The following is a 23996-nucleotide window of genomic DNA, read 5'->3' on the forward strand; positions in this document are numbered from 1 at the left end:
GAAAGACGCCGCGTAACCTTCAGGCAAGGTTCATCTCCCAGCTTCTGTTTTGAGGATCTGGAAGAGGAGTAACCAATGAACGAAGACCGGAGGCGTGAGCGCCGTGGGCGCCCTAAAAATCCGATTGAAAAGCTGAGTATTTCCATTCGGTTGGAAGCGGAATTGGTGCGCCGGATACAAGCAACTGATCCCAACTGGCGTGAGAATATCGCCGATCTGGTCAGGCGGGAATTTCAGTTAGAAGATACGAAATGATCGGCGCCGTCCTGGTAACCGTGGTGAGCGGCGCAAAAGGAAGGATGGAATGTCTCGATAAATGTGGTGTTAATGGAGAGATCCGAAAGGCAAATGTGAATAACTGGAACAAAGTTGGAACAGGTATTGAAAACTGCCTACGTGCAACCCTAAGTTATCCACAGGATCAATTGCGGACTCGTTCTCGGGACGGAGTCAAGCATTTATGCGTATTACATATTGACAGATATTCACAGGATTTGTAGAATAAGTGTAACGCGCTGTATTATCCTAGTTTACTTCCATTCGAAAATCAGCAATAAAAAAAGGCAGGACGCGATTCCTCGCAGCCTGCCTCGGTAGTGTCGATTTTTCGATGCGCCTTGCGACACAAGTCGATCCATCACTGTAGCAAGGGTGGGATACGACTATCGGGGCCAAAAATCAAGGTCATCGAGAAAGTACGTTCAGTACTATGTCTAAGACTTTTAAAGTCGGTCGCGATTCCCGTACAGGTCAATTTATTCCAGTGAGCGTCGCCGTTAATAGGCCAACGACGACCACGGTGGAACGTGTACCTAAGCCCGGTTACGGCGACACCAAGAAGTAAATGACTGGCGCCCTTCGGGGCGCCTTTCTTTATTTTGACGAAATTGAACGTGAGTTTTCATAGTTAAATCCCAGAAACGGAACTCAGCACGAAAAAAGATGAGGCCGAACGGGCAATCCGGTATCTTTGTCACGAGTGGGGAAAGACGCAACCGCAACAGGAACTTGAGCACCCGAGCTTCAGTGACTTCATTACCTGGTTATCCTCAAAAGGATACTCCCATTATCTCGATTTTCGCTCGGTAATGGGTGCGCGCTACGATGCGGAAATGTGGTTTGACCAAGAGTTCAAGCAAACTTGGAGGAGATGAGCACTCTTGAGAGGCCATTCTTCTAACCCCTCGTCCACGGACCGGCCTGACATCAAAAGAAGTCACTCTCCGATCTCAGCGGGTTTGACCCGAAACACACCTTTAATGCATTCGGGGTTTCTAACTGCAATCTGAATATGGGTTTTCTCGCGAATGCCCGCACCAGGGTAAATAGGTTCGCCTTCGATGAATATTCCTCGAACTGTATCGAACAATGGAAGTTTTTTTTGCGCACGAGAGGTAAAAAGCAAATTTATTACAGCGCAGTCGAGACGCCTGGTCAAAAGATCAGGTTCTTTACCGTTACTCGGCAGAGGCACACCTACCTGCTCAAAACTAACTCGAGTGAGTTCGTAACTTTCCTTAAGAATTTCGACGCTTGCTGAGGTGGTAAGATCTAAACAGTTACCTAAATCAATAACGGCACCTACTACTGTACCATCTGATGAGTCCAGTTTTTTTCTGGCGCAATACTCGCGATAGTAATGAAGTCCTCGTAGTGGGTTCGCTTCCCAGAAATAGGCTCCTTCACCCAACCAGTCGAAATCATTCTTGCTTGGCTTGAAATTTTCGCCAGCCAAAACTTTATCGGCCACCTCGGAAGAGCATCCGTGGTAGCCGAGCACAAAGGAAGTCGCTAATTTATGCAAACGTCACCGTTAGGCAGCTTTGTGTGACTCACGGTACTTCATTTTCAGATTGCCCTTCGGCGTAAGAAGCCCTGCTTCTTTCAGCAACTTAAGAGCTGCTGCCTTCGAAGCAGTTGCCTTCTTTTTGGTATCCCGGAGGGCCTGTAGCGTCTGCGTCCGTTCTTTGTTGGTCATGTGGCAGCTCCTCTTTTGAGGACGTTTAGCAAGGTGTTACAACCTCATCATATAATCCAAAGAAAATTAATGGCAACTGAATTCACCATAATTGACGAGGCCGTCAAAAACATAATCAACAAAATTAGAAACGACAAACGTTCAGATTAAGAAATGAATCTGCAATTTAGTGGCATCACAATTTCACAGACATTATGCCCTCCCCCGCCCCGTCCTCGTTGCCATGATGTTATCAATCCGCTCGGTTAGCCCATCGATGCGATGCGCCACACTTTCGATGGCCCGCATGATCTGCGACGTCTGTTCCTGCATGCCTGCTTTCGTGGCGAAGGTCTCAGCCGCCCGCAGTTTGTAGTCGGAAAGCTCCTGCCGCGTCAGGCTGGCAAGAGCCGTTGCAGCATCGGCTTTCGCAGCGTTGCGCGTTTCAGCTTTCGCGATCTGGCTTTCAACATACTTCCAAAGCCCGAACAGAAAGCCCATCAGCATCACGATAAAGCCGACAACGGCCATGATTTCAGCGCCGGTCATCCGATAATCCCCCTTGCTGCTACGCCCAGCCATAGGCAGGCTAGCCACATTCGCGTCCTCACGGCCGCACCCCGCAAAGCTTTTCCAATTTCGTGTTCTCTGCGAGGATCTGGCGCTTCGTGCCGTCAGTCAGACTGTCCTCGACGCTCGGGCGGACAGGCCGCGCTACGTCGCAGTAGCTACCGGCCGTCACGCATCCACCGAGACAAAGCAGCGTCAACATCACCGCCGCCAAGTTTGCTGGTTTCATCTTCGATCTTCCTTGCTTTATTGGCGGCCTTGAGCCGGTCTGCGGTGGCGCTTGTGGCGTTGTCCGCCCTGCCCTTGAGGTAAGCCTGCCAGAATCGCAAGGGCCGCAGCGATTGCTACGGCCCAGCCTGTGATCTTGGAGCGCAGGGATAAAAGCCAAGTCATGTCGGCGCTCCTGTCAACATCAGCATGCGATGCTGCCCTGTGAACGGCAGCAAGTAGCCGTCGCGTGTCTCGGTAGCATCGCAGACTGTGAGTTTGGCGTTGTCCCACTGCTGCGAGCCGTTATCGATCCGCAGCGTGGCTGTACCCGCGTCGCTGTCATATTCAATGGCAATCCTTTTGAGGCTCACGCCGCCACCCTCTTCAGTTCGAGCCTGCCACTTTTCCAGAGCCAGAAGCCCGCGCCTGCTGCGACCAGCAGAAGCGCGACCGTCGCGAACGCCCAAGGGTTGGAAACCGCACCGATAAGGCCAGTGACGAGCGTGCCGCCCGTACCGGCAACGATCGTCTGGACGGTCTTATCCTGTAGCAGCGGCACGTCGTCAGGCTTGGCGTCTTCCGCCTTGGCAGGTTTCTTTTCGCGAGCTGCCACGAGGCTGTCGAGGAAGTTGCGGTAGTAACCGGCAATGAGGCTGGCCTTATCGCTTCCGTTGACGATCGCGCGCGCATCCTGGGGAGCGGACCATCCGCTACCGAAAAAGTCAGCCAGCCTCTTGCCAGTGAACTTGCCGTTGATCATCCCGTCGAACAGGATGCGAATAGCCGTGGCCATCTCCAGCGCGGCGTCGGGATTATCGCCAAGGCCGTACTTCTTATAATTGTCCTTACCGGTGATCTGCGCCAATGCGCGACCGCGGTACAGCCAGCCATCGTTAGCGCCCGTATTGCCCATGCGCCCGCCGTAGACCTTATTCGCCAAGGCCTGCGGGTTACGCACATAAGGCTGGGCGCTCTGCACAGTGGAAAAGCGCGACGGCCAGACCTGCCTGATGCGTGCTGCACTGGTGTAATTGAGGTTTTCCTCGATCGGCTGCATCTTGCCGCCTGTCTCGTGGAATGCCGTCGCGAGCACATAAGCGGTCTGCTCGTCTGGCAGGCCTCGGCGCTCAGCTTCGGCGAGAATTGCCGACGTGCCGTCGACCTGCGCCTGCGAAAGACGGCCGCCAAAAGGCGCGCGCCTCGCATACGCGAAGAACGTTGTTTTGTTCATGAGGATGTCCTGTATTGGAGGTGGCAGCTCAATCCGTGCTATGCGCGCACGGTTCGTTCTGAGGCGTAATGCCAATTGATCGAACGGAAGCGCCGCCCGTTCGTTATTCCGATGCCGTTAATCTGATCATCGGAGGAATGGCTATGATTAGAAATGGTTTCGACATGCGCCGGGAAAGCGATATGACGTGGTGCGTCTATGACGTATTCAACGGCGAGATTGTCTCTATCGATGGCCACAAACAGTCCGGCCTCAGCGAGAGCGATGCCAAGGAAGCTGTCGATTTGCTGAACCGGAAGTATATCGAGCGCCACCAGGAATGCGGGTCTGGTCGACTGCCTTGAAGATCACGGGATCATGCGCTTTGTTAGCGTAATTGAGCCACAAGCCGATGTTCACTGGCGACGAGGCGCTGTACAAAGCCGCCGGTAATTGGCGGGCGATATGAACCACTGAATGTTGGATGGACAATGTACAAACCTGCAGCTTTCGCAGCACTGATAACCGTATTGGCTTCCGCTCTTCCTGCTCATGCACAGAGCATAGAAATCGGCCCGAACGGCATTCGCTTACTAGAACCCGAAAGTGATCGCCCGCGATATCGCGAAGGTATCAGCGAACGACGTGCAGCACGCATCGCTCAGAGAGAAGGTATGGACGAAATCGACAGCGTATCACGTCGACGCAATGTCTACATCGTCCGCGGAGTTGACCGTTACGATGATGAAATGCGGGTAGTCATCGACCGGTATTCCGGCGAGGTACTGCAAGTTCGCTGACAAACAGCCCCGGCTAGTCCGGGGTTTTTCTTGAGGATTTTGCGGTCGGAGGGTTGTCGGTCGAACGAGCAATGGGCATTACCGCCTGACCTCTTCCCCATGACAAAGGTAATTGAGCAAATGCTAGTAAGATGGTCCGGTTTCGGAATGGTTTCCGTTTTTGTGTTGATCGGAGGTATGCTGGGAGCGACTTTCCTGCTGCGCCCATATTTCATGCAGAGCATGGCGCTTCATCCAGCCGCTTACGTCGCCAACGGTATCGGTCTAATCGTCGGCGCTGCTGCAAACCTCTTGGTGTTTGCAGTTTTCAAAAAGATTTCCGCCGAAACGTATCATAGCTTCATGGGGATTAGCATGATTGGTTGGTCTGTCATCGGCGCCGTTGGTGGGGCTGCGCTCGCGGTTTACGGCTGGACGCTTTAAGCGCCGCGCCAGTAGGCACGGTTTTGTCCATTGGTGGTTTCCTTATTTTGTGAGATAATCAATTGGCGCGGATGAAGCCACCGCTTCAAACATGCGCGGACCCCGGTGATCGCGACACGGCACCGGGGTTTTCTTTCGGATACATACGGATTGTTTACAATCTAACTTCTAAATGTCGACTGGGCGCTTATCGTTGCTTTCAGCTAGATTTCCCAAGGCGCCTGCCCCGGTTAATGAAACCTTGCCGGGGCTTTTTCCTTTCGGCAAAGAGAAAGCCGCCTTAGTGAGCAACACCTCTTAATTAAAGTGAGAGTGAAATTAATCTGGATGCAACTGATCGTTGATGATATTGCGGTTTGATAACGACACATCGTTACCTACAAGGCATGATGTTTGGGCTACGGGGGTTTATTATGAAGAATTTGTCTATCGTCACGCGTCCAGCTGCTAATAAGCGATTGCTAGTATATTTCTTCTGGGATGCTGACGGTATCGTTGATGATTACGTCGTTCATTCATTAAAAGCGCTAGGCGAGCACTGTTCCGAGATAGTTGTCGTCGTGAACGGAGAAGTGAATACTGATGGCTATAGAAAGCTGCGGGCCTCTTCTAACCGGTTGATTATCCGTGAAAACGTCGGCCTTGATGCCTGGGCTTATAAGGATGCTTTTGAGCATATCGGCTACGATCGTTTGGGTGAGTTTGACGAGGTCCTCGTCACCAACTTCACGTTATTCGGACCAGTGTTTCCGCTTTCAGAATTGTTTTCCCGAATGGATGACAAGCCCTGCGATTTTTGGGGGCTTGCCGGGTTTAATGAGAAGGTGAAGAACCGCGACGACATTCAACATCTCCAATCGTATTTTGTCGTGTATCGCAGGTCACTCACTGCTACCCAGGATTTTCGCAACTATTGGCAGAACCTACCAGAAATCGACAGCTACGTAGCCTCAGTTAATCTGCACGAGCTGGCCCAGACCCCATATTTTTCTGCCCGCGGGTACAAGTTTGCGGCCTTCTCCCCATCAGAAAAGTATGCAAATATCTCTCCGTATAATTTCGTCATCAGTTGCGCCGATCGAGTTCTCATAGAAGACAGATGCCCGTTTATTAAGCGTCGAGCATTGTACTTTGCTAACGGGCATTTTGAGCAAGGCTCCAGCATCGAGAAAATCGAGCACATCACAAACTTCATTAAAAGCCGAACCCGGTATGATATCAACTTGATACTGGAGAATATCGAGCGCACTCAAAAATCGGATCCACCTGAGCCAATCAAAGCACCCCAGCTACCCGTACAGGCTCCGATATCTCGTTATCGGCATTATAAAAGACGACTTGGTTCCTACATTCATCCGAGCAAGGCTATACGGGACATCCTGAAGCAGCTGCTGCTGGATGCCGCTCGACCTCAGTTGATGATCGCTCCACAGAGCGAACAAAAGGATCATGCCTTGTGGGATCGGTATCTAAATTGCTTTAGAAACCAAAAGATAATTCGCCATCCGGTTCAGACTTGGGCTCCCCCTATCCAACATGTCGGACGTTACACCTATGCTGCGCCCGACACACATATTCAGAGCGTAGGCACAGTGATCGGCTCTTTCTGTTCAATCGGGCAACGGGTAGTGATTGGACACGGGAACCACCCGAAAGACTTTCTGTCGTCTTCTCCATTCTTTTATTTTGACGAACTTGGCTTCAAAACGCCTGATATGCCGACCTATGATGGCTTTTGGTATATCGAGCCAATCACTATAGGCAACGACGTGTGGATCGGTGATGGCGCATGGATCAAGAACGGCGTGACGATAGGCGATGGCGCAATCATCGGCGCTCGGGCCGTAGTGACCCGTAACGTGCCGCCATACTCTATCGTAACTGGAATACCTGCGGACGTGATCGGGTATAGATTTGAAGAGAACGTGATACGTTCTCTTCTCAAAAGCCAATGGTGGAATTTACCGGAGGATTTAATTCGCCAAATCCCCTTCGATGACATTCAAAAGGCGGTAGATTTCCTAGAAAACCTTGATGCGAACGCTCCCGCCAACGAAAATAGTGAAGCAGAATTAATTCCTCACCCGCTAAATCAAGACGTACGCCGTCAGTAGGCTTCAGGAGGACGGCGAGAGCAATACAACGGCCCTCGCCTCACCAATAGAACTGCGGCAATCTAAGAACAATGCAGGAGCAGCGGAGAAAATCTTCTTTCTCGTTCGTCATTCCTTGTTTTGTTTTTTGAAGCGATGAGCTAATTCTAAGACGAGGGATGTTAGCGGCGGTTCCGAACTTGAGCAATCACAAGAATCAAGAAATTGAGGTTTTACGAGGTATAGCCGTAATTCTGGTCATGCTGGCTCACTACCCATTTCTGGCACCAGTCAAGGATGCATATTGGGTTCCCGTACTACGACAGTTCCATTTCTGGGCGGGCGTCGATATATTCTTTGCCATCTCAGGTTACGTCGTTACGCGGACGATTTTGGACTTGCGGAGCGCCTCTCCAGCTCAACAAACGGATACAATTGCTAGATTTTGGATCAGGCGATTTTTCCGATTAATACCTATGGCTTGGCTGACGCTGTTAGTCTCCGTCCTTCTAGCCGCCTTCTGGAATGACATGGGAGCTTTCAAAACCCCTGTGGGCAATTTCACGGATGCATTCTTCCAGTCATTCTATATGTCGAACTGGCGAGCCTACTGGTGCACGGTCAATCCAAGCGATTACTGCGGAGTGAATGTTCACTTTTGGTCGCTGTCGCTGGAGGAACAGTTCTACATAGCGTTGCCGCTACTGATTGTTTTCTTTCGGCGGAAATTTTGGTGGATCGCAGTGGCATTAATTATTGTTCAGTTCCCATTGGATCGACCATTGTTCTCGGTCTTTTGGGTCACGCGGCTCGACGCGCTCCTGTGGGGCGTCCTGATTGCTGTAGCTGAAAATGCAGGCGTTCTCAGCAAATTTCGCCCGACTTTCATGAAGTCCGCAACGATACGACGCGTAGTTTTGGCCTCGACCTTGTTCTTGATCTGTTGGCTGGTAGCAGGCGGGGCCAACCGTTATTCGATAGGCTTGGTGGCAGTACTCTCAGCCATTCTGGTCTGGCTCTGCTCGTATCAATCCGGGTTTTTATTTAAGAGTACGCGTACCGTTTGGCGCCCTATAGCGTGGGTAGGCGGCAGGTCTTACGGGATATACCTCCTGCATGCCTTCTGTTTCTTGACAGTGTACGAAGCTTTTTACCGTTGGTACGGGTCCAAAGATGCCCTGGGAGATGCGCAGGCCGTAGCCATTCTTGTTCTTGGTTTGGTGTTGACGCTGACAATATGCGAAATCACCTATCGAACATTCGAGAAGCCACTTACCGATTTCGGCCGCAGAAAGGCCAAGGAAATTAATCTGCCGTTCAAACGTCAGCCCACTCAAGCCCCGGCAGTTCCTTGAGAAAGTCTTCTACAGCCGGTTGGTCCCGCAAGCCCGACTGAACCTTATCAAGTTCTGAGAAAGAATACAGCCAAACGTCATCCCGCCACTTAACAAAGGCCGAAGCATCATTTGCCCATTGAGGGATGGTAGAATTTACGTAGCTCGCGAACGTAGCACCGTTTTCGTATTGCTTCTCCTTCGCCTTGCTATCGATATAACTCTGGATACCGAGACGATATTCTTCTATCGCGGGCTGCGTTGGAACTATTTCACATTCAACAACTTCTCCATCTTTCCATTTGCGCGTAGATGGTGCTTCGAGAAGTTTTCGTCGGTCATCGTCCGATATTTCAATTGCTTCTTTCGGGATGGATTGCTTGTTACTAACGAAATTACTGTCCCAAAAGCCTGAAACGAAGCCCTGTGCGTCAAAAGTTGCATAGATGGTCATGGCGCTTTTCCAATAGCTAGACTCTGCATTAGTATTGCCTGTCCCGAGAAAGGAAGGTTGCTGGAGCGGTTTTCGCAGTACACGTTGGCTTGGCTAAGACCTTGAGATGTATTCCAAATTGTCCAAACCGGCGATCCTGTGCTACTGGATGCGAGAAATGACCAGCAGAGATATTCAGTATTTCCAAAGGCAGTTGGCCATGTGACAGCGGCATACCCGCCGCTATCAGTCACATATGAACTGCGCGTAAACTGGAAAAGCCAACCGCCCGGAAGCTTGAATGTCCCGCTGACAGTTGCACCACCCATCGCTTGCCACATTGAGTAACCGTCATTTGCTGCAAGCGCCGTCCGGGCGAACGCGGTAAGGGCCGTCAGTCCAGCACCACTTGCGCCAGTAAGGTACGGGAGCCGGTCAGCGGCGGCAGTTCCACTAAGATTGAGCAGGGCGATTGCGGCGGCCGTAATATCAGATTGTGCAATATCTGCGTTGGCATCCGTTCTCAGGAGTTTGTTTGCAGCCAGTGCAACTTGCTTCAGATCGCCCGCTGCATCCGTCTGCAATATCTGCCGTGCCGCAAGCGTCAGCGCCGCCAGCTTGCCAAGGCTTCCGTTCGGGTCTGTTACCATGTCGGCCAACACATACTGACCGGCAGGACCGCCGACCGGGGCCTTCCCTTCCTCGACGCCGAGAGCCGCCAGACCAGCCAAGGTGCCATCGCCCAGAAGCTCAATGAGCGCTGCAGCCTGCGTACCCACGCGGGTGCCGTCGGCAAGCTGTCGAGCGCGATACGGACCATCAACAATGCTCGTGCCAGTCCATGGTTCGGTGAGCGTCAATTGTGTGTCGCTGTCGACACTGGCGATGACCGCCGTCAGGTTCTGGATTTGAAGCGTGTCGCCTTCCCGAAACCGCGTGACTTCGAAAAGCGTCCCGGTGCCAGTAACTGTCGCTGAGCCATTGGCAAGCGAAATCGTTCCCGACGTGTAGTCGGACAAAACAGCCATAGGTTTTTCTCCTGAGAGCTTAGAGCGTCGTGGCGCTCAAGATGTAGTAACGGACGCCGATGGGGTCTGGCAGATTGTAGAGAAAGCTGCCTGTTGAGGTGTCGATTGTCGTAGGTGCGCCAGGGCTGATGTGAATGACGATCCGGTTAGTCTCTACGACAGTCACGCATGATTGGCTCGTAGGTTGCCACGCATTGGTGTTTGGCAGGCGCACATATTGATGGAAACCCTGCGTGATCCGCTCCGGCCAGTTGCACATCACCTTAGGAAAAATGAACTGCCCCGAACCGTCGAAATTCACAATGGCAGCATGGGAGCCGTACTGGCTATCCACCACGTTTGCAGTCGAAAATGACGACGCCGGTATCCATCCCTCAAGCATGACGCGCATTGAAGGGAAGCGGGTATCCACGAGAATATCGTTACCCGTCGGGCCTGTATCGCTCGATCCGGGCCTCTTGATCTGGACGCCACCGTTATCCAGCCTGCGCAAGGTGCTGCCACCGCCGGACGAAAAACCGTCGGTGCTGGTCGCATAGACCATGTAACGGACATATACGGCATAATCGCCTTCGACACTGAAGGTTATGCCGTTCGGGTCGATCTTGTAGAAGACCTTCATCTGCCGCCCGGTCTTGTTGGCCGTTCGATCAACAGCCGGGATGGTAAAATCCAACCCCTGCAACGCCACGATTGTGTCAACGAACATTGTTTCGTGCAGAGGGAAATCTGTTGTTCGCGGCACGTAAACTGAAGTGTTTGCCGGTATAAGACCGGTTTGCCCCATCATGACGCACATATTCGGAACGCGGGTACTTGTGAATATGCACTGCCGAGCGGTAGCGGCATCGACCGTAAATCCCCGTCGCGTGAGAATTGCAACCGATGGATTGATCCGAAGCATATCCTGTCCGGCAACTGGCGTTGCATCCGGTGCGGGGATAGCGGCGTTGTTTGCGGGCAAGTCCCATTGACAGGTCAATGCCCGGTAATAGCCGCCACTGTCGGAATTGCTCAATGCGCAAATATATGGTCCCTCGTTGTTAGTGATGCGGCCCACCCAGCCAGTATAGCCAAGGTCGGGATGAATGCTTCTGAACCCTCGGATGTTGTTACCTCCCGGCCCGGTTGCGCCAGGGGTCGCGTAGCAGATGTCAGAATTATAAGCGCGAACCGTTTGAACGCGGTCCTTATTGCCTGATGGGCTATCGATGTGACCAACACGCACTCGCCCAAAGCTGTCCATCAGCTTCGCCTCATAAATCGGTACGATTGGCATATCCGGAAAGCGGGGGAATATCTCGTAAGACAGAAAGTAATCGCTGCCGCTCACTATTTGGTTTACGAACGCCCGCCTTGCCTGCGAAGCAGATGTACCTTCAATCACGTAGAGGTTGCCGTTCACGCCAGTCGATCCGGGATAAACTGCCGGATTGAACCCGGTCGAAAAATAGAACTTGTCCCAGATATAGGACAGGTTCTGTGTCTCAGAATTGAAGAAGAACCGTGAACTGCCCCCCATTTCGACCGGACAGTCGGCATAAGCAGAAAGGCTCAAGCACAGGCTTGGGTATAGGCTTATGTCTAACGAGTATCGACACGTTGAATTGCTGACGGGTGATGTTCGCCGCAGGCGGTGGACAACCGAGCAAAAGCTGACAATCATTGAGCAGAGTTTCGAACCAGGCGAGACGGTATCGTCCACCGCTCGCCGCCATGGCGTCGCGCCCAATCTGCTTTATCGGTGGCGCAGGCTCTTGAGCGAGGGAGGTGCTGCAGCTGTGGATTCTGACGAGCCGGTGGTCGGCAATTCGGAAGTGAAGAAGCTGGAAGATCGCGTCCGCGAGCTGGAGCGCATGCTCGGCCGCAAGACGATGGAGGTCGAAATCCTTCGGGAAGCCTTGTCCAAAGCAGACTCAAAAAAACGGATATCGCGGCCGATCTTGTTGCCGAAGGACGGTTCGCGATGAAGGCCGTCGCAGACACGCTGGGCGTATCCCGTTCCAACCTCAACGAGCGGCTGAAAGGCAGATCGAAGCCGCGCGGCTCCTATCACAAGGCCGAGGATGCAGAGCTTTTGCCCATCATTCGCAGGCTGGTAGATCAAAGGCCAACCTATGGCTATCGGCGGATCGCCGCGCTCCTCAATCGCGAAAGGCGAGCCGCCGATAAGCCTGTCATCAACGCCAAACGGGTCCATCGCATCATGGGCAACCACGCCATGCTGCTGGAAAAGCACACAGCCGTTCGCAAGGGCCGCCTCCACGATGGCAAGGTCATGGTCATGCGCTCCAACCTGCGCTGGTGCTCGGATGGGCTGGAGTTCACCTGCTGGAACGGCGAGGTCATCCGTCTCGCCTTCATCATCGACGCCTTCGACCGCGAGATCATTGCCTGGACGGCGGTCGCCAACGCGGGCATCTCCGGCTCAGACGTGCGCGACATGATGCTGGAGGCGGTCGAGAAACGCTTCAATGGAACCAGAGCCCCACATGCAATCGAGCATCTCTCGGACAACGGCTCTGCTTACACCGCGAGGGACACGAGGCTGTTTGCGCAAGCACTCAATCTGACACCCTGCTTCACGCCGGTCGCCAGCCCGCAGTCGAACGGCATGTCGGAGGCCTTCGTCAAAACCCTGAAGCGGGATTATATTCGCATCGCAGCACTACCGGACGCAGAAACAGCGCTCCAGTTCATCGACGGATGGATCGAGGACTATAATGAAATCCATCCACATTCCGCGCTCAAGATGGCTTCCCCTCGGCAGTTCATCAGGGCTAAATCAAACTAGCCGACCTGTCCGGTGAAATGGGGAGCACTCCAAACCGATTGTAAGCCGAATTCGCCAGTGTCAACGGATCATCAGTTTCATACTTGAGGATTTTCAGCACCGATCCGACGCCCGGTTTCCAACCCATGAAAAACAAGCCCATCAGAACACAATCCTTATGTCTGCGAAGTTGTCATAACCGCGCAAGACCATCTTCCCGTTATTGGCTTGGAGGATGTCGAACTTGAGAGTGCCCAAGCGCGCATTCTGGATGTAGACCTCGCCATTTTGGACAACGAACGGATAGGTATAGCTTCCGTCATTGTTCGGATCGGCAATGGCGAACTGATTGGCCACGACGATAAACTGACTGCCAGTTGGCGTGACGTTCACGAACCAGCCCGCTTGCTTCCAGGTATCACCAATCCCCAATCGACCAAATGCCGATATCTTTACTGAGTTTCCGCTGCTGCCAGCCTGTGCCGTCATACGCCACGCCGCATTTGCCACGGTGCCATCAACAGAAGCGTTTACTTCTGTCAAAGCGTTTGAAATGGCAGTTACATCGCCTTCGACGCCATCAACACGGGCTTGCATCAGATCAATGACGCTTGCGCCGTCGTCGGTGAACAATTGCGCATTGATTTCGGTCAACTGTTGACCGATGGCACTGTTCGGCCCGGTGGCAACAAAAATATCCTGTTTCCACTGAGCTTTTGCAGAACCAAACGTGCTTGTCAGTTGCTGGCTGAGGCGAAGAACGTTCGCGAACCCCTTGAGCGCGTCATCGGCTGTGCCGGTCGCATTCTCCTGCGCTTGCCGAATAATCTCGCGCCGGTCATCGGTCATCCAGTTGACAAGGCCCTTCACGTCGCTGTCGAGGCGACCATAATCGACCGGGCTTTCATCACCGCGAGCGTCCAGCGTAGTGAATGGAGTTGCTGCCGACCATGCCACAGCGCGCCCATTATCGACACGCAGCCGAGTACGCACAAACCAGTCTGTGAGGGATGTCAGGCCTTCAGATAGAACAACATTGGTCACTTCTGACGTGACAAACCGCGTAAACACCTGCGTTGGGTCATTGGCAGGCCAATATTCGATGTTAACGCCGATGACCGAGATATCTTCGATAGTGTCCCAGAGCAACCGAGCTGCCGGGATTTCTCCCTGTCCATCCGCAACCACCTTAAATGGAATGACAAAGAAGTTCTGCACCTCGGCCAGATATTGCGGCGGCGGAACAACGATAATGACAGGAGGGTCAGTTTCGTAAGCCGTCGGGTCAAAAACGCCGTTGCTGATCTGTTGCAGCGCAATCGAGATATCGCGGGCACCATCCGTATTGATCCCGCCAAGCTGGCGCGTCAGTACCTGGTATGTCCGGTCTCCATACTTCGCGCTGTTCCAGCGAACCCACCGGCCTTCCTTGATGGTATCGAGGAATTTCGGATGAACAACGATTTCAGCCGATGCCTGATAACGAGCGCCACGAATGGCAATATCTGCAAGCCTGTCCACCTGCCGCACATCGGTGACGGCAGCGTAAGGAATGGCACTGGCAAGCGTTTCCCGATCTTCGGCCAGCGCCCCTTCATCGATACGGGTAGCCGCGTCCTTGGTTTCGTAGAAGTCATCCGGCGAAACATAAGAGGCCGCAACGGTATTGATGAGTTCGGTACGCTTGCGCTTGGCACTGAAACGAAGCGGTGCTCCACGCTTGATATCGTCGTCGGTGATGGTTGCAACGATGGCTTGCGGAGCGCCAGCAATCGGAAACTCGCCGTCAACACGCTCCACCCACGAGCCGCACATTGCTTCAAGGATCGGCGTCAGATTTGCGTCGTGGTTCGCGCCGGGACCGTCCTTGGCAATTGCGTGTGCACGATAGCGCTTCGAACCGTCCGACATGATTTCGTCGCAGATGTTCGCAGCCCGGGTGTATTCTGCCAACGGCAGACGGCTTGCACGAACAGCCTTGCCGACCATGCGCTGAGTGCCGTTGAAAAAACCGCGTTCCAGATTGTAGATCTGCACGACCGGATTATCGGAATATTCCCACGTGCTCTGATCGTCCCAGCGATGCGCGCCTGATCCGCCCATCGTGCTGTCCTTGCGCCAGTCGTAAAGCGGCGCACCGACGACTTCGAACAGCAGCTTTGCCGGAGAGGTCAGGCCGTCGCCATTCTTGCGCAGTTCGGAAAACACGACGGCATAGGCAACGCCTGCGCCGCGATGGTTTGCAGTCCACCGGCCAGCCGGACGGGCATTGCTGATCAGCGTCGGCTCCGCCTGCTGGTCCATCGTGCCGTAGAAGAACTTGACGCGGACGTTATCGTGATCGTCGCCACTGGTTCCTTCGTTCGGCACAAGCCAGTAGCCGTTGGCGTCCTGCTGGCTCAAGATGCGCCATTGGCCATTATAGCGAACACGTGGCACCGCTGTGATGCGGAAGCTCGACAGGACGAAAACGTCCTGTATCAGACGCCCGCCAGACCCATAGCTGTTGCGGTAAATGTGATGGCCTTCAGTCGCGCAGGTACCGAGAATGACCGAGCGCGGGATATTGGCGCCATACTGGGTTTCCAGTTCGGATGCGCGGCTCTGCGTCTTGGGAGGGAACAGCGCATTGACCGCATATTTGAGTGCAATGCCAAAGGCGGTCTGCGCGATACCGGCGAGGATCGGGCTTGCAGCAGCCCATGCGGCCACGCTCGATACAAGACCGCCAATCGCGGTGAAGATAGGCGCTAAAAATGGCATGCGACAGCCTCATGCAGGCGCAACAAAAAAGGCCCGCTGCTGGCGGACCTTCAAAGGCGCAAATTGTCGAAGTGGTTACAGGCCGACCTTGTAGGCCTGCTCGATGTCGGTCACGGACAAGAACGCGAGCCCATGCGGCTGTTTCACTGCGAAGCCAGAGCCGCAAATGAACCCGGCCACGTATTCGTCATTGATGCGGATAACGCCCACATCACCCCGGCGGGCAGAAAGCCGATTGACCGGCTCAAGCTGGAGATAGGTTTCGAATACGTCCTTGACGTTCTCGCAGCCGTTGGCGCGCATCTTGCGGGCTGCCCCAGCTTCCGTCTTGTACTTGCCGCGGAACTCTTCAAGCGGGTCTTCGCCGGTTACGGCCTTGATGGCATCGGCGGCAGTCATGAGGCAGTCCGAAACGCCCCATTCCGGCGCGATCGAGACATGAGCCGTCGCGAGGTCTTCCAACGCCCGATCCCAACCGGGAACCCTAACCGAATTTGATTTTGAAGAACTCATTCTTTATCCTCGCGGCGTATTCGAAAAGCATGTCACCGGGCGACACAAGCTGCTGGTCCTCATGCGAGGCGTAGCGGTAGCCCTCGCGGAAGTTGTCGACCGCGCCCGTTTCAATGTGGCCTTCTAACCAGACCTCATCGCTTTCTTCGCGGTGGTCGATGTAATCGACATAGCCGTACCAGGTCGGTTCGGCATGAAGGAAAGCGTTGTTGTCCGGGTCGAAATAGAAGTCGTAGAACGTGACAGGTCGATTTTTATAATCTTCTTGCTCGATCAATCCGAGTTTATCCGGCGTCAGGCCGAAGTCGGCGGCAGCGGGCAAGCGCATGGTTACTGGTTGGGCCGCTGTGCCAAGCGCGTACATTGGTTCGTCAATATCGATGATGGTGTTACCGTGATAGGTCAGGCCACCATAATCGACGCTTCCCTTGCCTGAGAAAAAACCATAGGTGCCGGTGCCGAACTCGAACTTTACGGCAGATGCGATCTTGCCCCTGCCCTCGTTGAGCAGTTGCTGTAGACGTGCAGGAAAGGCCATGAGTTACCGCCAAGCCATTGAAAGGGTGGATTCAACCGCGCCCAGCTGATATCTGGCCGGCATGATTAGAAGCGTTTGCATGTTGATTGTCGGTTTGGGCGCCTTGATCCAAGGCGTTCTTCGCCTTGGAAATCCTGCCCAGGCAGTAGAAAGAACGGGCTGGTTGTATCAGCAGTTCGGTGACCAAGGCGTAGCTATCGGCATGATAGTCCTCGGCGCCGTCGCGTTGGTCATCGGGGCCATTATGTTCAACAACACATGGATTCGCGCTATTCGTGCGCGACGACAGCGGTAGCCATGGCTACCTCGGCACCTCAATGAGCTGAAAAGACGCATCGGGAAACTTGCCTTCGCCAATTTCCCATGTCCGCGGCATGAGCCGCATATTCATAACGGGGTCTTTGAACCTGACAGTGGCACCGACAGTGATGTAGGACGGCAGAAAGGGCTCAACCTTCACCTGCACGCTCGTGCTGGCCGCTTTGGCGTCGGCAACGATGCGGGCGATAAAGTTGTAGTCGCCGATCGTGAAGCCCACCAAGTCGCCGCTCGTCAGATTCAGCCCCACTGCGACCCCGTTTAATGTAAGTGTATTGCCGTTGATCGCGCCCAAGGTTGCCGTACCGCCAATCGCCGGATTGTTCGCGTCGCCCCAATAGGCTTGCGGAATGCAAACATGCTTCGGCGTATAATGCACCGTAACCTGCCCGCCGCGGCACCGATCGATGAAGGCCTCGAGCCTCTGGCGATGCGCGTTCGTCATCGCTTTTATTTTCGCCGTCCACGTCCAGAACGGATCGCCGTTCTCAATCGCTGAAATGGCCCGATCCCTGTACTGAGACATGGAAACCGGGCGATTCAGGACCGGGAAAGTCGGCTGATATCGAAGGCCAGTCGGAAGAAGTTCAGCCATTACTTTGCCAGTCCTCTTGAATTCACCTGCCTCAGATCGCGCGCTGTCCGAACAGCTCCAGACTTGTCGTAGGAAGCCAGTCCCTGCTTGACGTTGCGCTGTGAGATGCGTTCGACCTCGGCCTGCCAGTTGCCGTCACGATCCACAAAGACACGAACGTCGGCGATGCCGGATTGCGCTTGCTGCGTCGCAGCAGATGAGCGCAGAATCGGCATGGATGGCGCGCGCAAAGGCGAGCCGCCGTCCTTTAGTCCGATAACACGCCCGCTGTTGATGGCTTCCAGCAAAGCACGGTTGCGCTTCGTAGCTGCCGCGTTGACGACGAATTCCTCATCGCTCAGCATCGCCGGGATTTTGTCGCCACGCGGCCCGCCAGGACCACGAACAATGCCACCGCCAGCACGCTTTACCGGTCCACCGTTTTTACGGAAGATGCCGCCCAGAGCGCCGAACAGATTGAAGCCGCCCTTGTCGGTATCGAAGATGTTCGCAAGGCCGATTTCAATCAGTTTATCGGCAATCCTCCCGAGTGCGTTGGCAAAGGTTTCCGCTGCGCTGGCGCCGTTGATAAAATCGTTAGCAATCCCGCCGACCAGATCCTTTTGGAATGCCGCCATATCTTCAGCGGTTTCCCGAATGCGGTTTTGCGCCTCGGCAAGCTTGTTAGCCTCTGCGCTGGCAAGGGCCCACTGATCTGCTGTGGCGGCAATTTGTGCTCGCAGTTCCGGAGTGAGTGCAACACCGGCCTTTTGCGCCGCATTGAGCAGTTCCTGCTCAGTACGCGCCTTCTCCATGGCATAGCCATAGTCGTTGATCAGCGGGTTGATCTGGCGCTGTGCTTCGGTCTCTGCGACAAGGGCGGCTGTGCGGTCGGTGATACGTTGAACGTTATCGTCAAAGCGCTCAGCAGGGGTTTTCTTCGTTCGACCCTTCTTCTTGTCGTCCGGAGTTACCGGGATGCCGCCGCCGTAGCCCGATGGGGTTGAGGCGAGGATTTGCTGAGCCTTTTTCTGCTGGTCCTCTAACTTGCCAACAGCCAACCCGAGGGCGTCTGCGTTTGCCAGTGCCTGATCGGCGGCATATTCCAGCGGTTCAAACTTGAGCCCGGTTAACTTCCGAAACCCCTGAGCTCGCGCATTAGCCGCCGAGAAGTCCGCATCAGCCTGTGCGTAAGCCGCTTTGGCGGCCTCGAGCTGCAGACTGATCTGCTTGACCAGTTCAGTCTGATACTGACGAGAAGCAGAAGCAGCGCTCTCTAGCGCAACCTTGTTTCCGTCAACGGCTTCGCTGAATGATTTAGCCGCATGGTCGCCCGACGACATATTGTTGTAGAGCAGGTAAACCGCCCCAGCAGCTGCACCTGCAAGAAGGCCAATCGGCCCCAGAGAAGCACTAAATGCAGCAACAACACTGGTTCCGGTGCGCAGTGCGGTCAGAAAAGAACCCAATGCGACGACAGCCTGACCAATCCCAACTACGACGCCAGCAATCGCCCGTCCAGTGAAGGCGGTAATCAGTACTGTTGCAAACGCTGCGACGACGCCGGCAATTTCCTTGAAATTGTCGGCCACGTACTGCAGCGCCTGAACCAACTGCGCACTAGCGCCAGCCGACTTGTCAGCGTTTCCAATGTAGGCCGTGAATTCATTGTTCAGCTGTGTGAATGCGTCAGCAATCGTTGCGTTAGTCGCTTTGAATTGCGCTTCAATGGGTTTCTGAGCATTCAGGATAGCCTTGAAAACACGATCGGACGTCAGCTTCCCATCGGCGCCAAGCTGCTTCAAACCTGCGATCGTCGTCTTAAACTCGTCCGCAATCGCCTTCGCGATGACTGGCGCGTTTTCACGCAGGGATCGCAGTTCGTCACCTTGCAGCACACCCGATCCAAGCGCCTGACCAAGCTGGAGGATGCCAGCAGCTTGTTCCTGTGCCGATGCCCCGCCTGCGTTAAAGGCTTTCGAGACAAGCGACGTCGCCAAAGCAATCTCGTCTTCAGACTTGGCTACTGCGGAGGCCGATCTGATCAGCCGAGCATACAGGTCAGTATAGGCTTCAAGACTTGTTCGGGCTTCGTTAGCCCCGTCCTTCAATTCATTCAGCGAGCGAGCGCCAACACCAGCAGCCGTCGCTGACGAACGAATGAGGTTCCCAGCCTGGGTCCAAGCATCCGCATACTGCATCAACTCGCGCGTCCCCAAAGCGGCAGAAATGCCGGTCAAAGGGGCCGCGAGGTCTCGCATTGTGCCCTTGCCGATATTGCCAAGCGCCGCATTTATGCGCTGCACACTGGCATCTGCGGACTTCTCCATCTGGCGCATCTGCCGCGTGAACTGCCCGCGCTGGCGATTGATGGCGTTTTCCAAGCGCTTGAAATCGGCTGAAAATTGGACGACAAGAGATTCAAGGTTGGTTGCCATGGCAGGGAGGCTCCATGAGAGTATGTTTTTTGGTGATTGCTGCCGCCGTCATGGCAATTCCCGCGCAGGCTAATGAGCAGAACGATGCGTCCGCGCGGGCCGCTCTGGAGTGCTGGAACCCGCCTGCTTCTTTGAAATTGGCAAGCAAGATTGTTCTCTCTGTCGAACTGGATAAAGATGGGGATTTGTCGGATGTGACTGCCAAAGAGTTCCCGAAAGACGGGATTGGAAAGGCTGGCGTGGAATCGCTCAGCCGGGCCTTGCAACGATGTGCGCCTTACAAATTTCCGGGCGGCACATATACTTTGACCATCGATCCGAAGGCCAAAGGCGCAAAGTCGCTGAATCCGTTTAAGTAGATTTGCGGCGTCACTTTACCAATCATGCCGACACGAGCCATACTCCTTTGCGAGGAGGAAGATCTATGAAAGCGATAACTACAGTTTGCGTAGCAATGTTGGCTTTGTCCGGTTGCGCCAGCAATCAGGCATCGGACACGGCGAACAAAGAACTAAGATGCCAACAACTGCTTAGCCGGGCCAACTATGCTGGAATACTGGAAGCTGAACGCGCTCAGGCGCAGGCTGAAGCGACACAGTTGGGTTGCTACTAGAAAGCAACCCTACCCCTCGCTCACCCACTCCCAAAGCTCGTCTTTTTCCTTCTGGCTCAAACCGCCATCGTCGGTCGAGTTAGCTTTGACGTAGCCGTCAACGGCAGCCATGAACTGCCACATGGACATTCGTCTTACTTCTTGCGGCGTGAATCCGAGCGCCGCCCCGTTGCCGTAGACCGCGGCAAATCTGACTTTTCCGTTGGGGAGACTGTCAAGTTGCTCTCCGTCTGATTTGCCGCCGCTTGCTGCCCCACCGGCTCTTCCGGTACGCCTTGAATGCCAGCCTGCAGGATGATGGTGGCGAAGACGATATTCTCGGCAGGTGGGCGCTTTTCGATGTAGGTTCGCACGAGTTTCGTGGCGGCCGTCGGTTCCAAGCCCCCACCAATCAGTCCCTGCCGGATAACATGAACAATATCGCCGACGCGGCACTGTTTGGTGAATAACCGCTCCAGAATGACCCAGGGGCCGGCGTCGCAAGCCTCCTGCAAGGCTTCCAATTCACCCCAACCGAGGCGGAAGGTATAAGTACCATCCGCCCAGTCGAGTTCGACTTTCGCGTCCCTGCTCATTACGGGGCCGTCGGAGCAGAGGTGCGGACCATCTCGCCGTCGGATTGCAGCGACACATTGAGTGTAGCCCGCTCGCCGTTGTTGGCGCCGATTTCGAGGCTCTCAGCGTGCATTTTGCCAGTATAGGTGTAGGTCGTGGCAGGAAACTCGATTTCAACCTGTACCGGGATGGAGTCGATGCTCTCACCTGCATCCAGCCAATCCTCAACGGATTCTGAAGCTAGCACGCCTTCGCCGCTAATGCTCATTGAGAGCGATGCGGCGTCACGACCGATCCAGTCGACCTTGTCAGGATTTTCACAATCCGGGATCGAGACTTCATTGAGGTTCTTGGTTAGCGTAATCGATCGCTGGGTAAAGCCACATGGTGCTTTATACACGATCGGCGTTGCGTCATTGCCGATCTTAACGCGGACCTTGCCGCCTTTGATCGTCGTAGCTTGAGCCATTGCGGCCTCCATACGAAAAAGACCACCCAGAGGGCGGTCTATAGATAGATTTTTGGGGTGGTCGGCGTGGAGGCCCTAGGGCTGCTCGATGATCGCCGTGTAACGGATCGACGCATGATTGATCGCGCCGTCCTGTATGTAGTCAGTTCGCCAGTAGTCGAATGTCACGAGGGCATTAGATGCCAAAGCAGGCTCCCACCCTCGTGTTGCGAGACGCACTGCGTTTGCGATGTCGCGCATCTGCTTTTTGGCTGGCTCAATCGACCAGACATCCAGTTGGAAAATGATATCGTCAGCGAAAATGCAGTCGACGTTTGCCTGTTGAGCGCTCGACGCGCCGACGCTGACATACGGAAAAATCGAGGGTGAGACTTGCCCTTGGTCATTCGTCGGCGGGTTATCGTAGCTGCGCTGACCAATCAGCGAGACAAGCGCGGGAAAGCTGCGCAATCGCTGAATAATTGCGCCCTGAAGTTCTAAAACCGGGTCCATTAGCGATCCGCCGCTATCTGTTTGGCTGCCTTGGTGATTGCGCGCGACACTCGGGCCCGTGCACTTCGCCGCTTAGCTCGCCATGAAACGTAAAAGAAGGGCTGCGCCTTGGCACCCGGGTTGAATGTTCCGGGGAACATGCCGCCGTTGACGTGCGGCGCGCTGCCGAACTCTACCAGATGTGCGTAACGCACCTTGGAATTGCCGGCGTAAATCGTAATTGTCAGCTTGCCGTCATTCGACTTAACGGTGCCGATGCGCTGGCTGTATTTGGGGGCGGTGCCCCACGTCCAACCGATGCTTTCCATCAGTTCGCCATCATCGACGGGAACAAGGTTTTGCATCATGTTGACGATGTCCTGCGCGCCTTGCTCCATAGCGGCTTTGACAAGTGTTTCAGCAACTTCCGGGAATTTTTTGAGCTTTATCTGCAGGCGATCCAGACCTTTTACCTTAACCACCATCAGGTTTCCTCGCCTGCAACAACGAGCATTTCCAAACAGGCATTGCGCTCGTCCGGATTGACGACAGTCTTTATCCCAAACACGCGGTTTGGCTTGCCCCCAGTCTTACCTGCCCGAGCGTCGTAGGCCCGCCACGATGCCGTTATTTGCCTTGCCGCGCTGCTGCCACGGATGGTCAGATTGTACGGCTGCATGGACTGCATTCGCGCAGCCATGACGCTTTCAACGTTGCTGCCGTATCGTGGTTCCAGCCTTCCCGGTACGGTGAACTGGTCAACCCACTCGCCGCGTGTACCGCCCCATTCATCGCTTATCTGTTCGCGACGCTGAAACGTCAAACGGCAGTTCAGGCTGCCGGCACCTGCGCGCTTCGCCATGCTTCGGCCTCGTCTTTCGTAGGGGTTGGAAGTCGCTCGGCTTTGCCAGCGGCAACAGCGCGATTAGCGCAAGGTGTGGTCACTAGTCCGACGTAGCCCGCCGGGTAGCGGATCGTTACCGCAGGCTTGGGACTGAAATCATATGTCGCAATAAATCGGAGCCAAGGCATTGATCACTCCGTAAGAAAAGGGCGCCGTAGCGCCCTAAAATCAGTACCCTCTTCTGATGTAATACCCACCGCGATAGTGGTGACGATGGTGATTACGCCAGCCGTCATGTCGGTAATAGCGGTGTGAATGCCACCGTGGCCCACGGTAATGGCGGTGGTGCGAGCGCCAATGATGGCGCTTATAGTAATGCCGCTTCTTCCAGTGTTTCCGCGAATGATGTCCACGATGATCCCGGACCTGCTCAACATTGGAGCTAATGTCCGGCTTTGCAACGTTGATTGTTGGTGCAGCTTGCGCAGCACCTGCCCCGATCAGCAGCCCGACGCCCAGAACCCCAGCAATAAGTCCCTTAACAAGCTTCATTCTGCATACTCCTTTCAAGACGCATCTTGAAGAATTATGCATGAACTTGCGATGAACGGCACTACACCCTCAACAGCCTGTACGGATCAAGCAGCCAGCGCGCCGACCGGTTTTCGAACAGCTCGGCAGTCGATTGTCGCTCGCGGTTTTCGTAAAGATCGCCAGCAATAAGCAGCACGGCCGCATCCACTTCGGCTTCAGCACCTGTCGGCACCGTGTCGCGGTTCATATATCGCAGAGCCGACCCTTGAGCGGCGGACAAATAACCTTCAAGCTCTGCGTCCTCATCATCGAATTGAATTCGAAGATGTCGCTTTAACCGATCAAGATCCACCGCCACGATCGAAACCCTTCCGCTTGGCAGGCTCATCTGCGACACAGCCCAGCGCTCGCGCCACCTCGGCCATGCGACCAGTCACAGTATCGCCGACATCAAACTGGCGCGGATAAACCTCACCTTCAGGCACCGCCCTGAATGCCTTTGAAACACGAACTTCCATCAGCGCCTCCTATATGA

Annotated in this window: 31 protein-coding genes; 9 read left to right on the forward strand and 22 right to left on the reverse strand. The window is 54.5% G+C overall.

All coding sequences use genetic code 11. From position 1 onward, the window contains the following. The first annotated feature begins 75 nt into the window (after window positions 1-75). On the forward strand, window positions 76-255 hold the full coding sequence (locus tag OINT_RS17350) for a hypothetical protein (RefSeq protein WP_006469198.1): 180 nt from the start codon (window positions 76-78) through the stop codon (window positions 253-255). A 961-nt stretch (window positions 256-1216) separates the two neighbouring features. Here the strand turns inward: OINT_RS17350 and OINT_RS23105 are convergent. From OINT_RS23105 to OINT_RS17375, 7 genes are all read right to left on the reverse strand, one after another. Next, window positions 1217-1750, reverse strand: a complete 534-nt coding sequence (locus tag OINT_RS23105) for a hypothetical protein (protein WP_235691679.1) — start codon at window positions 1748-1750, stop codon at window positions 1217-1219. A 63-nt stretch (window positions 1751-1813) separates the two neighbouring features. After that, the gene (locus OINT_RS23885) at window positions 1814-1978 is read right to left on the reverse strand and encodes a hypothetical protein (RefSeq protein WP_006469200.1); all 165 of its coding nucleotides are present in this window, start codon (window positions 1976-1978) and stop codon (window positions 1814-1816) included. 192 nt (window positions 1979-2170) lie between these two features. Then, window positions 2171-2506 carry a hypothetical protein gene (locus OINT_RS17360; protein WP_039853318.1) on the reverse strand — a complete coding sequence of 112 codons (336 nt, stop codon included), beginning with the start codon at window positions 2504-2506 and terminating at the stop codon, window positions 2171-2173. 58 nt (window positions 2507-2564) lie between these two features. After that, window positions 2565-2756, reverse strand: coding sequence for a hypothetical protein (locus OINT_RS17365; protein ID WP_039853319.1), 192 nt, complete (start codon window positions 2754-2756; stop codon window positions 2565-2567). A gap of 17 nt (window positions 2757-2773) precedes the next feature. After that, window positions 2774-2920 carry a hypothetical protein gene (locus OINT_RS23890; RefSeq protein ID WP_172491080.1) on the reverse strand — a complete coding sequence of 49 codons (147 nt, stop codon included), beginning with the start codon at window positions 2918-2920 and terminating at the stop codon, window positions 2774-2776. Further along, complete coding sequence (locus OINT_RS17370) at window positions 2917-3108, reverse strand: hypothetical protein (RefSeq protein ID WP_006469203.1); 192 nt, start codon at window positions 3106-3108, stop codon at window positions 2917-2919. The genes OINT_RS23890 and OINT_RS17370 overlap by 4 nt, the downstream gene beginning before the upstream one ends. Beyond that, window positions 3105-3968: a hypothetical protein gene (locus OINT_RS17375; RefSeq protein ID WP_006469204.1), complete on the reverse strand. Its 864-nt coding sequence runs from the start codon at window positions 3966-3968 to the stop codon at window positions 3105-3107. Before OINT_RS17375 ends, OINT_RS17370 begins: the two co-directional genes overlap by 4 nt. A gap of 143 nt (window positions 3969-4111) precedes the next feature. On the opposite strand from OINT_RS17375, the gene OINT_RS17380 reads away from it, so the two are divergent. From OINT_RS17380 to OINT_RS17400, 5 genes are all read left to right on the forward strand, one after another. Continuing rightward, window positions 4112-4312: a hypothetical protein gene (locus tag OINT_RS17380; RefSeq protein ID WP_025089952.1), complete on the forward strand. Its 201-nt coding sequence runs from the start codon at window positions 4112-4114 to the stop codon at window positions 4310-4312. A gap of 126 nt (window positions 4313-4438) precedes the next feature. Continuing rightward, a complete protein-coding gene (locus OINT_RS17385) occupies window positions 4439-4747 on the forward strand; it encodes a hypothetical protein (protein WP_006469206.1) in 309 nt (102 codons plus the stop codon). 99 nt (window positions 4748-4846) lie between these two features. Beyond that, on the forward strand, window positions 4847-5170 hold the full coding sequence (locus OINT_RS17390) for a hypothetical protein (RefSeq protein ID WP_235691680.1): 324 nt from the start codon (window positions 4847-4849) through the stop codon (window positions 5168-5170). A 413-nt stretch (window positions 5171-5583) separates the two neighbouring features. Continuing rightward, window positions 5584-7284, forward strand: a complete 1701-nt coding sequence (locus OINT_RS24375; RefSeq protein ID WP_115168614.1) for a rhamnan synthesis F family protein — start codon at window positions 5584-5586, stop codon at window positions 7282-7284. Window positions 7285-7463: 179 nt separating this feature from the next. Beyond that, on the forward strand, window positions 7464-8618 hold the full coding sequence (locus OINT_RS17400) for an acyltransferase family protein (protein WP_172491081.1): 1155 nt from the start codon (window positions 7464-7466) through the stop codon (window positions 8616-8618). On the opposite strand, the gene OINT_RS22525 is transcribed toward OINT_RS17400, so the two are convergent. From OINT_RS22525 to OINT_RS17415, 3 genes are read right to left on the reverse strand one after another with little or no spacing between them, the layout of a single operon-like run. After that, the gene (locus tag OINT_RS22525) at window positions 8581-9051 is read right to left on the reverse strand and encodes a hypothetical protein (protein ID WP_050791025.1); all 471 of its coding nucleotides are present in this window, start codon (window positions 9049-9051) and stop codon (window positions 8581-8583) included. The genes OINT_RS17400 and OINT_RS22525 overlap by 38 nt on opposite strands. Continuing rightward, window positions 9048-10058 (reverse strand): hypothetical protein, encoded by a 1011-nt coding sequence (locus tag OINT_RS17410; RefSeq protein ID WP_006469210.1) that lies wholly within the window; start codon window positions 10056-10058, stop codon window positions 9048-9050. The genes OINT_RS22525 and OINT_RS17410 overlap by 4 nt, the downstream gene beginning before the upstream one ends. Window positions 10059-10077: 19 nt before the next feature. After that, window positions 10078-11616, reverse strand: a complete 1539-nt coding sequence (locus OINT_RS17415; protein WP_006469211.1) for a hypothetical protein — start codon at window positions 11614-11616, stop codon at window positions 10078-10080. 22 nt (window positions 11617-11638) lie between these two features. Between OINT_RS17415 and OINT_RS17425 the strand changes: the two genes are divergently transcribed. Beyond that, window positions 11639-12852 (forward strand): IS3 family transposase gene (locus OINT_RS17425; RefSeq protein ID WP_115168607.1). Its coding sequence is split into 2 segments (ribosomal slippage): window positions 11639-11975 and window positions 11975-12852, totalling 1215 coding nucleotides; the frame shifts between segments, so codons are not numbered across the junction. 141 nt (window positions 12853-12993) lie between these two features. On the opposite strand, the gene OINT_RS17430 is transcribed toward OINT_RS17425, so the two are convergent. From OINT_RS17430 to OINT_RS17440, 3 genes are all read right to left on the reverse strand, one after another. Further along, the gene (locus OINT_RS17430; protein WP_006469212.1) at window positions 12994-15594 is read right to left on the reverse strand and encodes a phage tail tip fiber protein; all 2601 of its coding nucleotides are present in this window, start codon (window positions 15592-15594) and stop codon (window positions 12994-12996) included. A 75-nt stretch (window positions 15595-15669) separates the two neighbouring features. Continuing rightward, entirely contained in the window at window positions 15670-16107 is a 438-nt protein-coding gene (locus tag OINT_RS17435) for a DUF6950 family protein (protein ID WP_006469213.1), read from the reverse strand. After that, entirely contained in the window at window positions 16079-16645 is a 567-nt protein-coding gene (locus OINT_RS17440) for a hypothetical protein (RefSeq protein ID WP_006469214.1), read from the reverse strand. The genes OINT_RS17435 and OINT_RS17440 overlap by 29 nt, the downstream gene beginning before the upstream one ends. Before the next feature lie 79 nt (window positions 16646-16724). On the opposite strand from OINT_RS17440, the gene OINT_RS17445 reads away from it, so the two are divergent. Beyond that, a complete protein-coding gene (locus tag OINT_RS17445; protein WP_006469215.1) occupies window positions 16725-16940 on the forward strand; it encodes a hypothetical protein in 216 nt (71 codons plus the stop codon). Between the two features lie 6 nt (window positions 16941-16946). Here the strand turns inward: OINT_RS17445 and OINT_RS17450 are convergent, their stop codons facing one another. Both OINT_RS17450 and OINT_RS17455 read right to left on the reverse strand, forming a co-directional pair. Beyond that, complete coding sequence (locus tag OINT_RS17450; RefSeq protein WP_006469216.1) at window positions 16947-17558, reverse strand: hypothetical protein; 612 nt, start codon at window positions 17556-17558, stop codon at window positions 16947-16949. After that, entirely contained in the window at window positions 17558-19975 is a 2418-nt protein-coding gene (locus OINT_RS17455; protein ID WP_006469217.1) for a tape measure protein, read from the reverse strand. Before OINT_RS17455 ends, OINT_RS17450 begins: the two co-directional genes overlap by 1 nt. Before the next feature lie 14 nt (window positions 19976-19989). Between OINT_RS17455 and OINT_RS17460 the strand changes: the two genes are divergently transcribed. Further along, window positions 19990-20334: a hypothetical protein gene (locus tag OINT_RS17460; protein ID WP_138920927.1), complete on the forward strand. Its 345-nt coding sequence runs from the start codon at window positions 19990-19992 to the stop codon at window positions 20332-20334. Window positions 20335-20722: 388 nt separating this feature from the next. Here OINT_RS17460 and OINT_RS17465 read toward each other — a convergent pair whose 3' ends face one another. The 7 genes from OINT_RS17465 to OINT_RS23895 form a co-directional block, all read right to left on the reverse strand. After that, window positions 20723-21163, reverse strand: coding sequence for a gene transfer agent family protein (locus OINT_RS17465; RefSeq protein WP_006469219.1), 441 nt, complete (start codon window positions 21161-21163; stop codon window positions 20723-20725). Beyond that, a complete protein-coding gene (locus OINT_RS17470) occupies window positions 21163-21612 on the reverse strand; it encodes a phage tail tube protein (RefSeq protein WP_039853328.1) in 450 nt (149 codons plus the stop codon). The genes OINT_RS17465 and OINT_RS17470 overlap by 1 nt, the downstream gene beginning before the upstream one ends. A 75-nt stretch (window positions 21613-21687) precedes the next feature. Next, window positions 21688-22104 (reverse strand): DUF3168 domain-containing protein, encoded by a 417-nt coding sequence (locus OINT_RS17475; protein WP_006469221.1) that lies wholly within the window; start codon window positions 22102-22104, stop codon window positions 21688-21690. After that, the gene (locus tag OINT_RS17480) at window positions 22104-22568 is read right to left on the reverse strand and encodes an HK97 gp10 family phage protein (RefSeq protein ID WP_039853333.1); all 465 of its coding nucleotides are present in this window, start codon (window positions 22566-22568) and stop codon (window positions 22104-22106) included. Before OINT_RS17480 ends, OINT_RS17475 begins: the two co-directional genes overlap by 1 nt. After that, the gene (locus tag OINT_RS17485; protein WP_039853335.1) at window positions 22568-22945 is read right to left on the reverse strand and encodes a head-tail adaptor protein; all 378 of its coding nucleotides are present in this window, start codon (window positions 22943-22945) and stop codon (window positions 22568-22570) included. The genes OINT_RS17480 and OINT_RS17485 overlap by 1 nt, the downstream gene beginning before the upstream one ends. Window positions 22946-23540: 595 nt before the next feature. Beyond that, window positions 23541-23819 (reverse strand): head-tail connector protein, encoded by a 279-nt coding sequence (locus OINT_RS17495; protein ID WP_006469223.1) that lies wholly within the window; start codon window positions 23817-23819, stop codon window positions 23541-23543. Further along, complete coding sequence (locus OINT_RS23895) at window positions 23803-23979, reverse strand: hypothetical protein (RefSeq protein ID WP_006469224.1); 177 nt, start codon at window positions 23977-23979, stop codon at window positions 23803-23805. Before OINT_RS23895 ends, OINT_RS17495 begins: the two co-directional genes overlap by 17 nt. Window positions 23980-23996: the final 17 nt, after the last annotated feature.

It is taken from the genome of Brucella intermedia LMG 3301, assembly GCF_000182645.1.
Classification (GTDB): domain Bacteria; phylum Pseudomonadota; class Alphaproteobacteria; order Rhizobiales; family Rhizobiaceae; genus Brucella; species Brucella intermedia.

Excerpts from the sequence above, each read along its gene's own strand:
- OINT_RS17350 (WP_006469198.1), top strand. The coding sequence starts at position 76 with ATGAACGAAGACCGGAGGCGTGAGCGCCGTGGGCGCCCTAAAAATCCG.
- OINT_RS23885 (WP_006469200.1), bottom strand. The coding sequence starts at position 1,978 with ATGACCAACAAAGAACGGACGCAGACGCTACAGGCCCTCCGGGATACC.
- OINT_RS17360 (WP_039853318.1), bottom strand. The coding sequence starts at position 2,506 with ATGACCGGCGCTGAAATCATGGCCGTTGTCGGCTTTATCGTGATGCTG.
- OINT_RS17365 (WP_039853319.1), bottom strand. The coding sequence starts at position 2,756 with ATGAAACCAGCAAACTTGGCGGCGGTGATGTTGACGCTGCTTTGTCTC.
- OINT_RS23890 (WP_172491080.1), bottom strand. The coding sequence starts at position 2,920 with ATGACTTGGCTTTTATCCCTGCGCTCCAAGATCACAGGCTGGGCCGTA.
- OINT_RS17375 (WP_006469204.1), bottom strand. The coding sequence starts at position 3,968 with ATGAACAAAACAACGTTCTTCGCGTATGCGAGGCGCGCGCCTTTTGGC.
- OINT_RS17380 (WP_025089952.1), top strand. The coding sequence starts at position 4,112 with ATGATTAGAAATGGTTTCGACATGCGCCGGGAAAGCGATATGACGTGG.
- OINT_RS17385 (WP_006469206.1), top strand. The coding sequence starts at position 4,439 with ATGTACAAACCTGCAGCTTTCGCAGCACTGATAACCGTATTGGCTTCC.
- OINT_RS17390 (WP_235691680.1), top strand. The coding sequence starts at position 4,847 with ATGACAAAGGTAATTGAGCAAATGCTAGTAAGATGGTCCGGTTTCGGA.
- OINT_RS24375 (WP_115168614.1), top strand. The coding sequence starts at position 5,584 with ATGAAGAATTTGTCTATCGTCACGCGTCCAGCTGCTAATAAGCGATTG.
- OINT_RS22525 (WP_050791025.1), bottom strand. The coding sequence starts at position 9,051 with ATGACCATCTATGCAACTTTTGACGCACAGGGCTTCGTTTCAGGCTTT.
- OINT_RS17410 (WP_006469210.1), bottom strand. The coding sequence starts at position 10,058 with ATGGCTGTTTTGTCCGACTACACGTCGGGAACGATTTCGCTTGCCAAT.
- OINT_RS17430 (WP_006469212.1), bottom strand. The coding sequence starts at position 15,594 with ATGCCATTTTTAGCGCCTATCTTCACCGCGATTGGCGGTCTTGTATCG.
- OINT_RS17435 (WP_006469213.1), bottom strand. The coding sequence starts at position 16,107 with ATGAGTTCTTCAAAATCAAATTCGGTTAGGGTTCCCGGTTGGGATCGG.
- OINT_RS17440 (WP_006469214.1), bottom strand. The coding sequence starts at position 16,645 with ATGGCCTTTCCTGCACGTCTACAGCAACTGCTCAACGAGGGCAGGGGC.
- OINT_RS17445 (WP_006469215.1), top strand. The coding sequence starts at position 16,725 with ATGTTGATTGTCGGTTTGGGCGCCTTGATCCAAGGCGTTCTTCGCCTT.
- OINT_RS17450 (WP_006469216.1), bottom strand. The coding sequence starts at position 17,558 with ATGGCTGAACTTCTTCCGACTGGCCTTCGATATCAGCCGACTTTCCCG.
- OINT_RS17455 (WP_006469217.1), bottom strand. The coding sequence starts at position 19,975 with ATGGCAACCAACCTTGAATCTCTTGTCGTCCAATTTTCAGCCGATTTC.
- OINT_RS17460 (WP_138920927.1), top strand. The coding sequence starts at position 19,990 with ATGAGAGTATGTTTTTTGGTGATTGCTGCCGCCGTCATGGCAATTCCC.
- OINT_RS17465 (WP_006469219.1), bottom strand. The coding sequence starts at position 21,163 with ATGAGCAGGGACGCGAAAGTCGAACTCGACTGGGCGGATGGTACTTAT.
- OINT_RS17470 (WP_039853328.1), bottom strand. The coding sequence starts at position 21,612 with ATGGCTCAAGCTACGACGATCAAAGGCGGCAAGGTCCGCGTTAAGATC.
- OINT_RS17475 (WP_006469221.1), bottom strand. The coding sequence starts at position 22,104 with ATGGACCCGGTTTTAGAACTTCAGGGCGCAATTATTCAGCGATTGCGC.
- OINT_RS17480 (WP_039853333.1), bottom strand. The coding sequence starts at position 22,568 with ATGGTGGTTAAGGTAAAAGGTCTGGATCGCCTGCAGATAAAGCTCAAA.
- OINT_RS17485 (WP_039853335.1), bottom strand. The coding sequence starts at position 22,945 with ATGGCGAAGCGCGCAGGTGCCGGCAGCCTGAACTGCCGTTTGACGTTT.
- OINT_RS23895 (WP_006469224.1), bottom strand. The coding sequence starts at position 23,979 with ATGGAAGTTCGTGTTTCAAAGGCATTCAGGGCGGTGCCTGAAGGTGAG.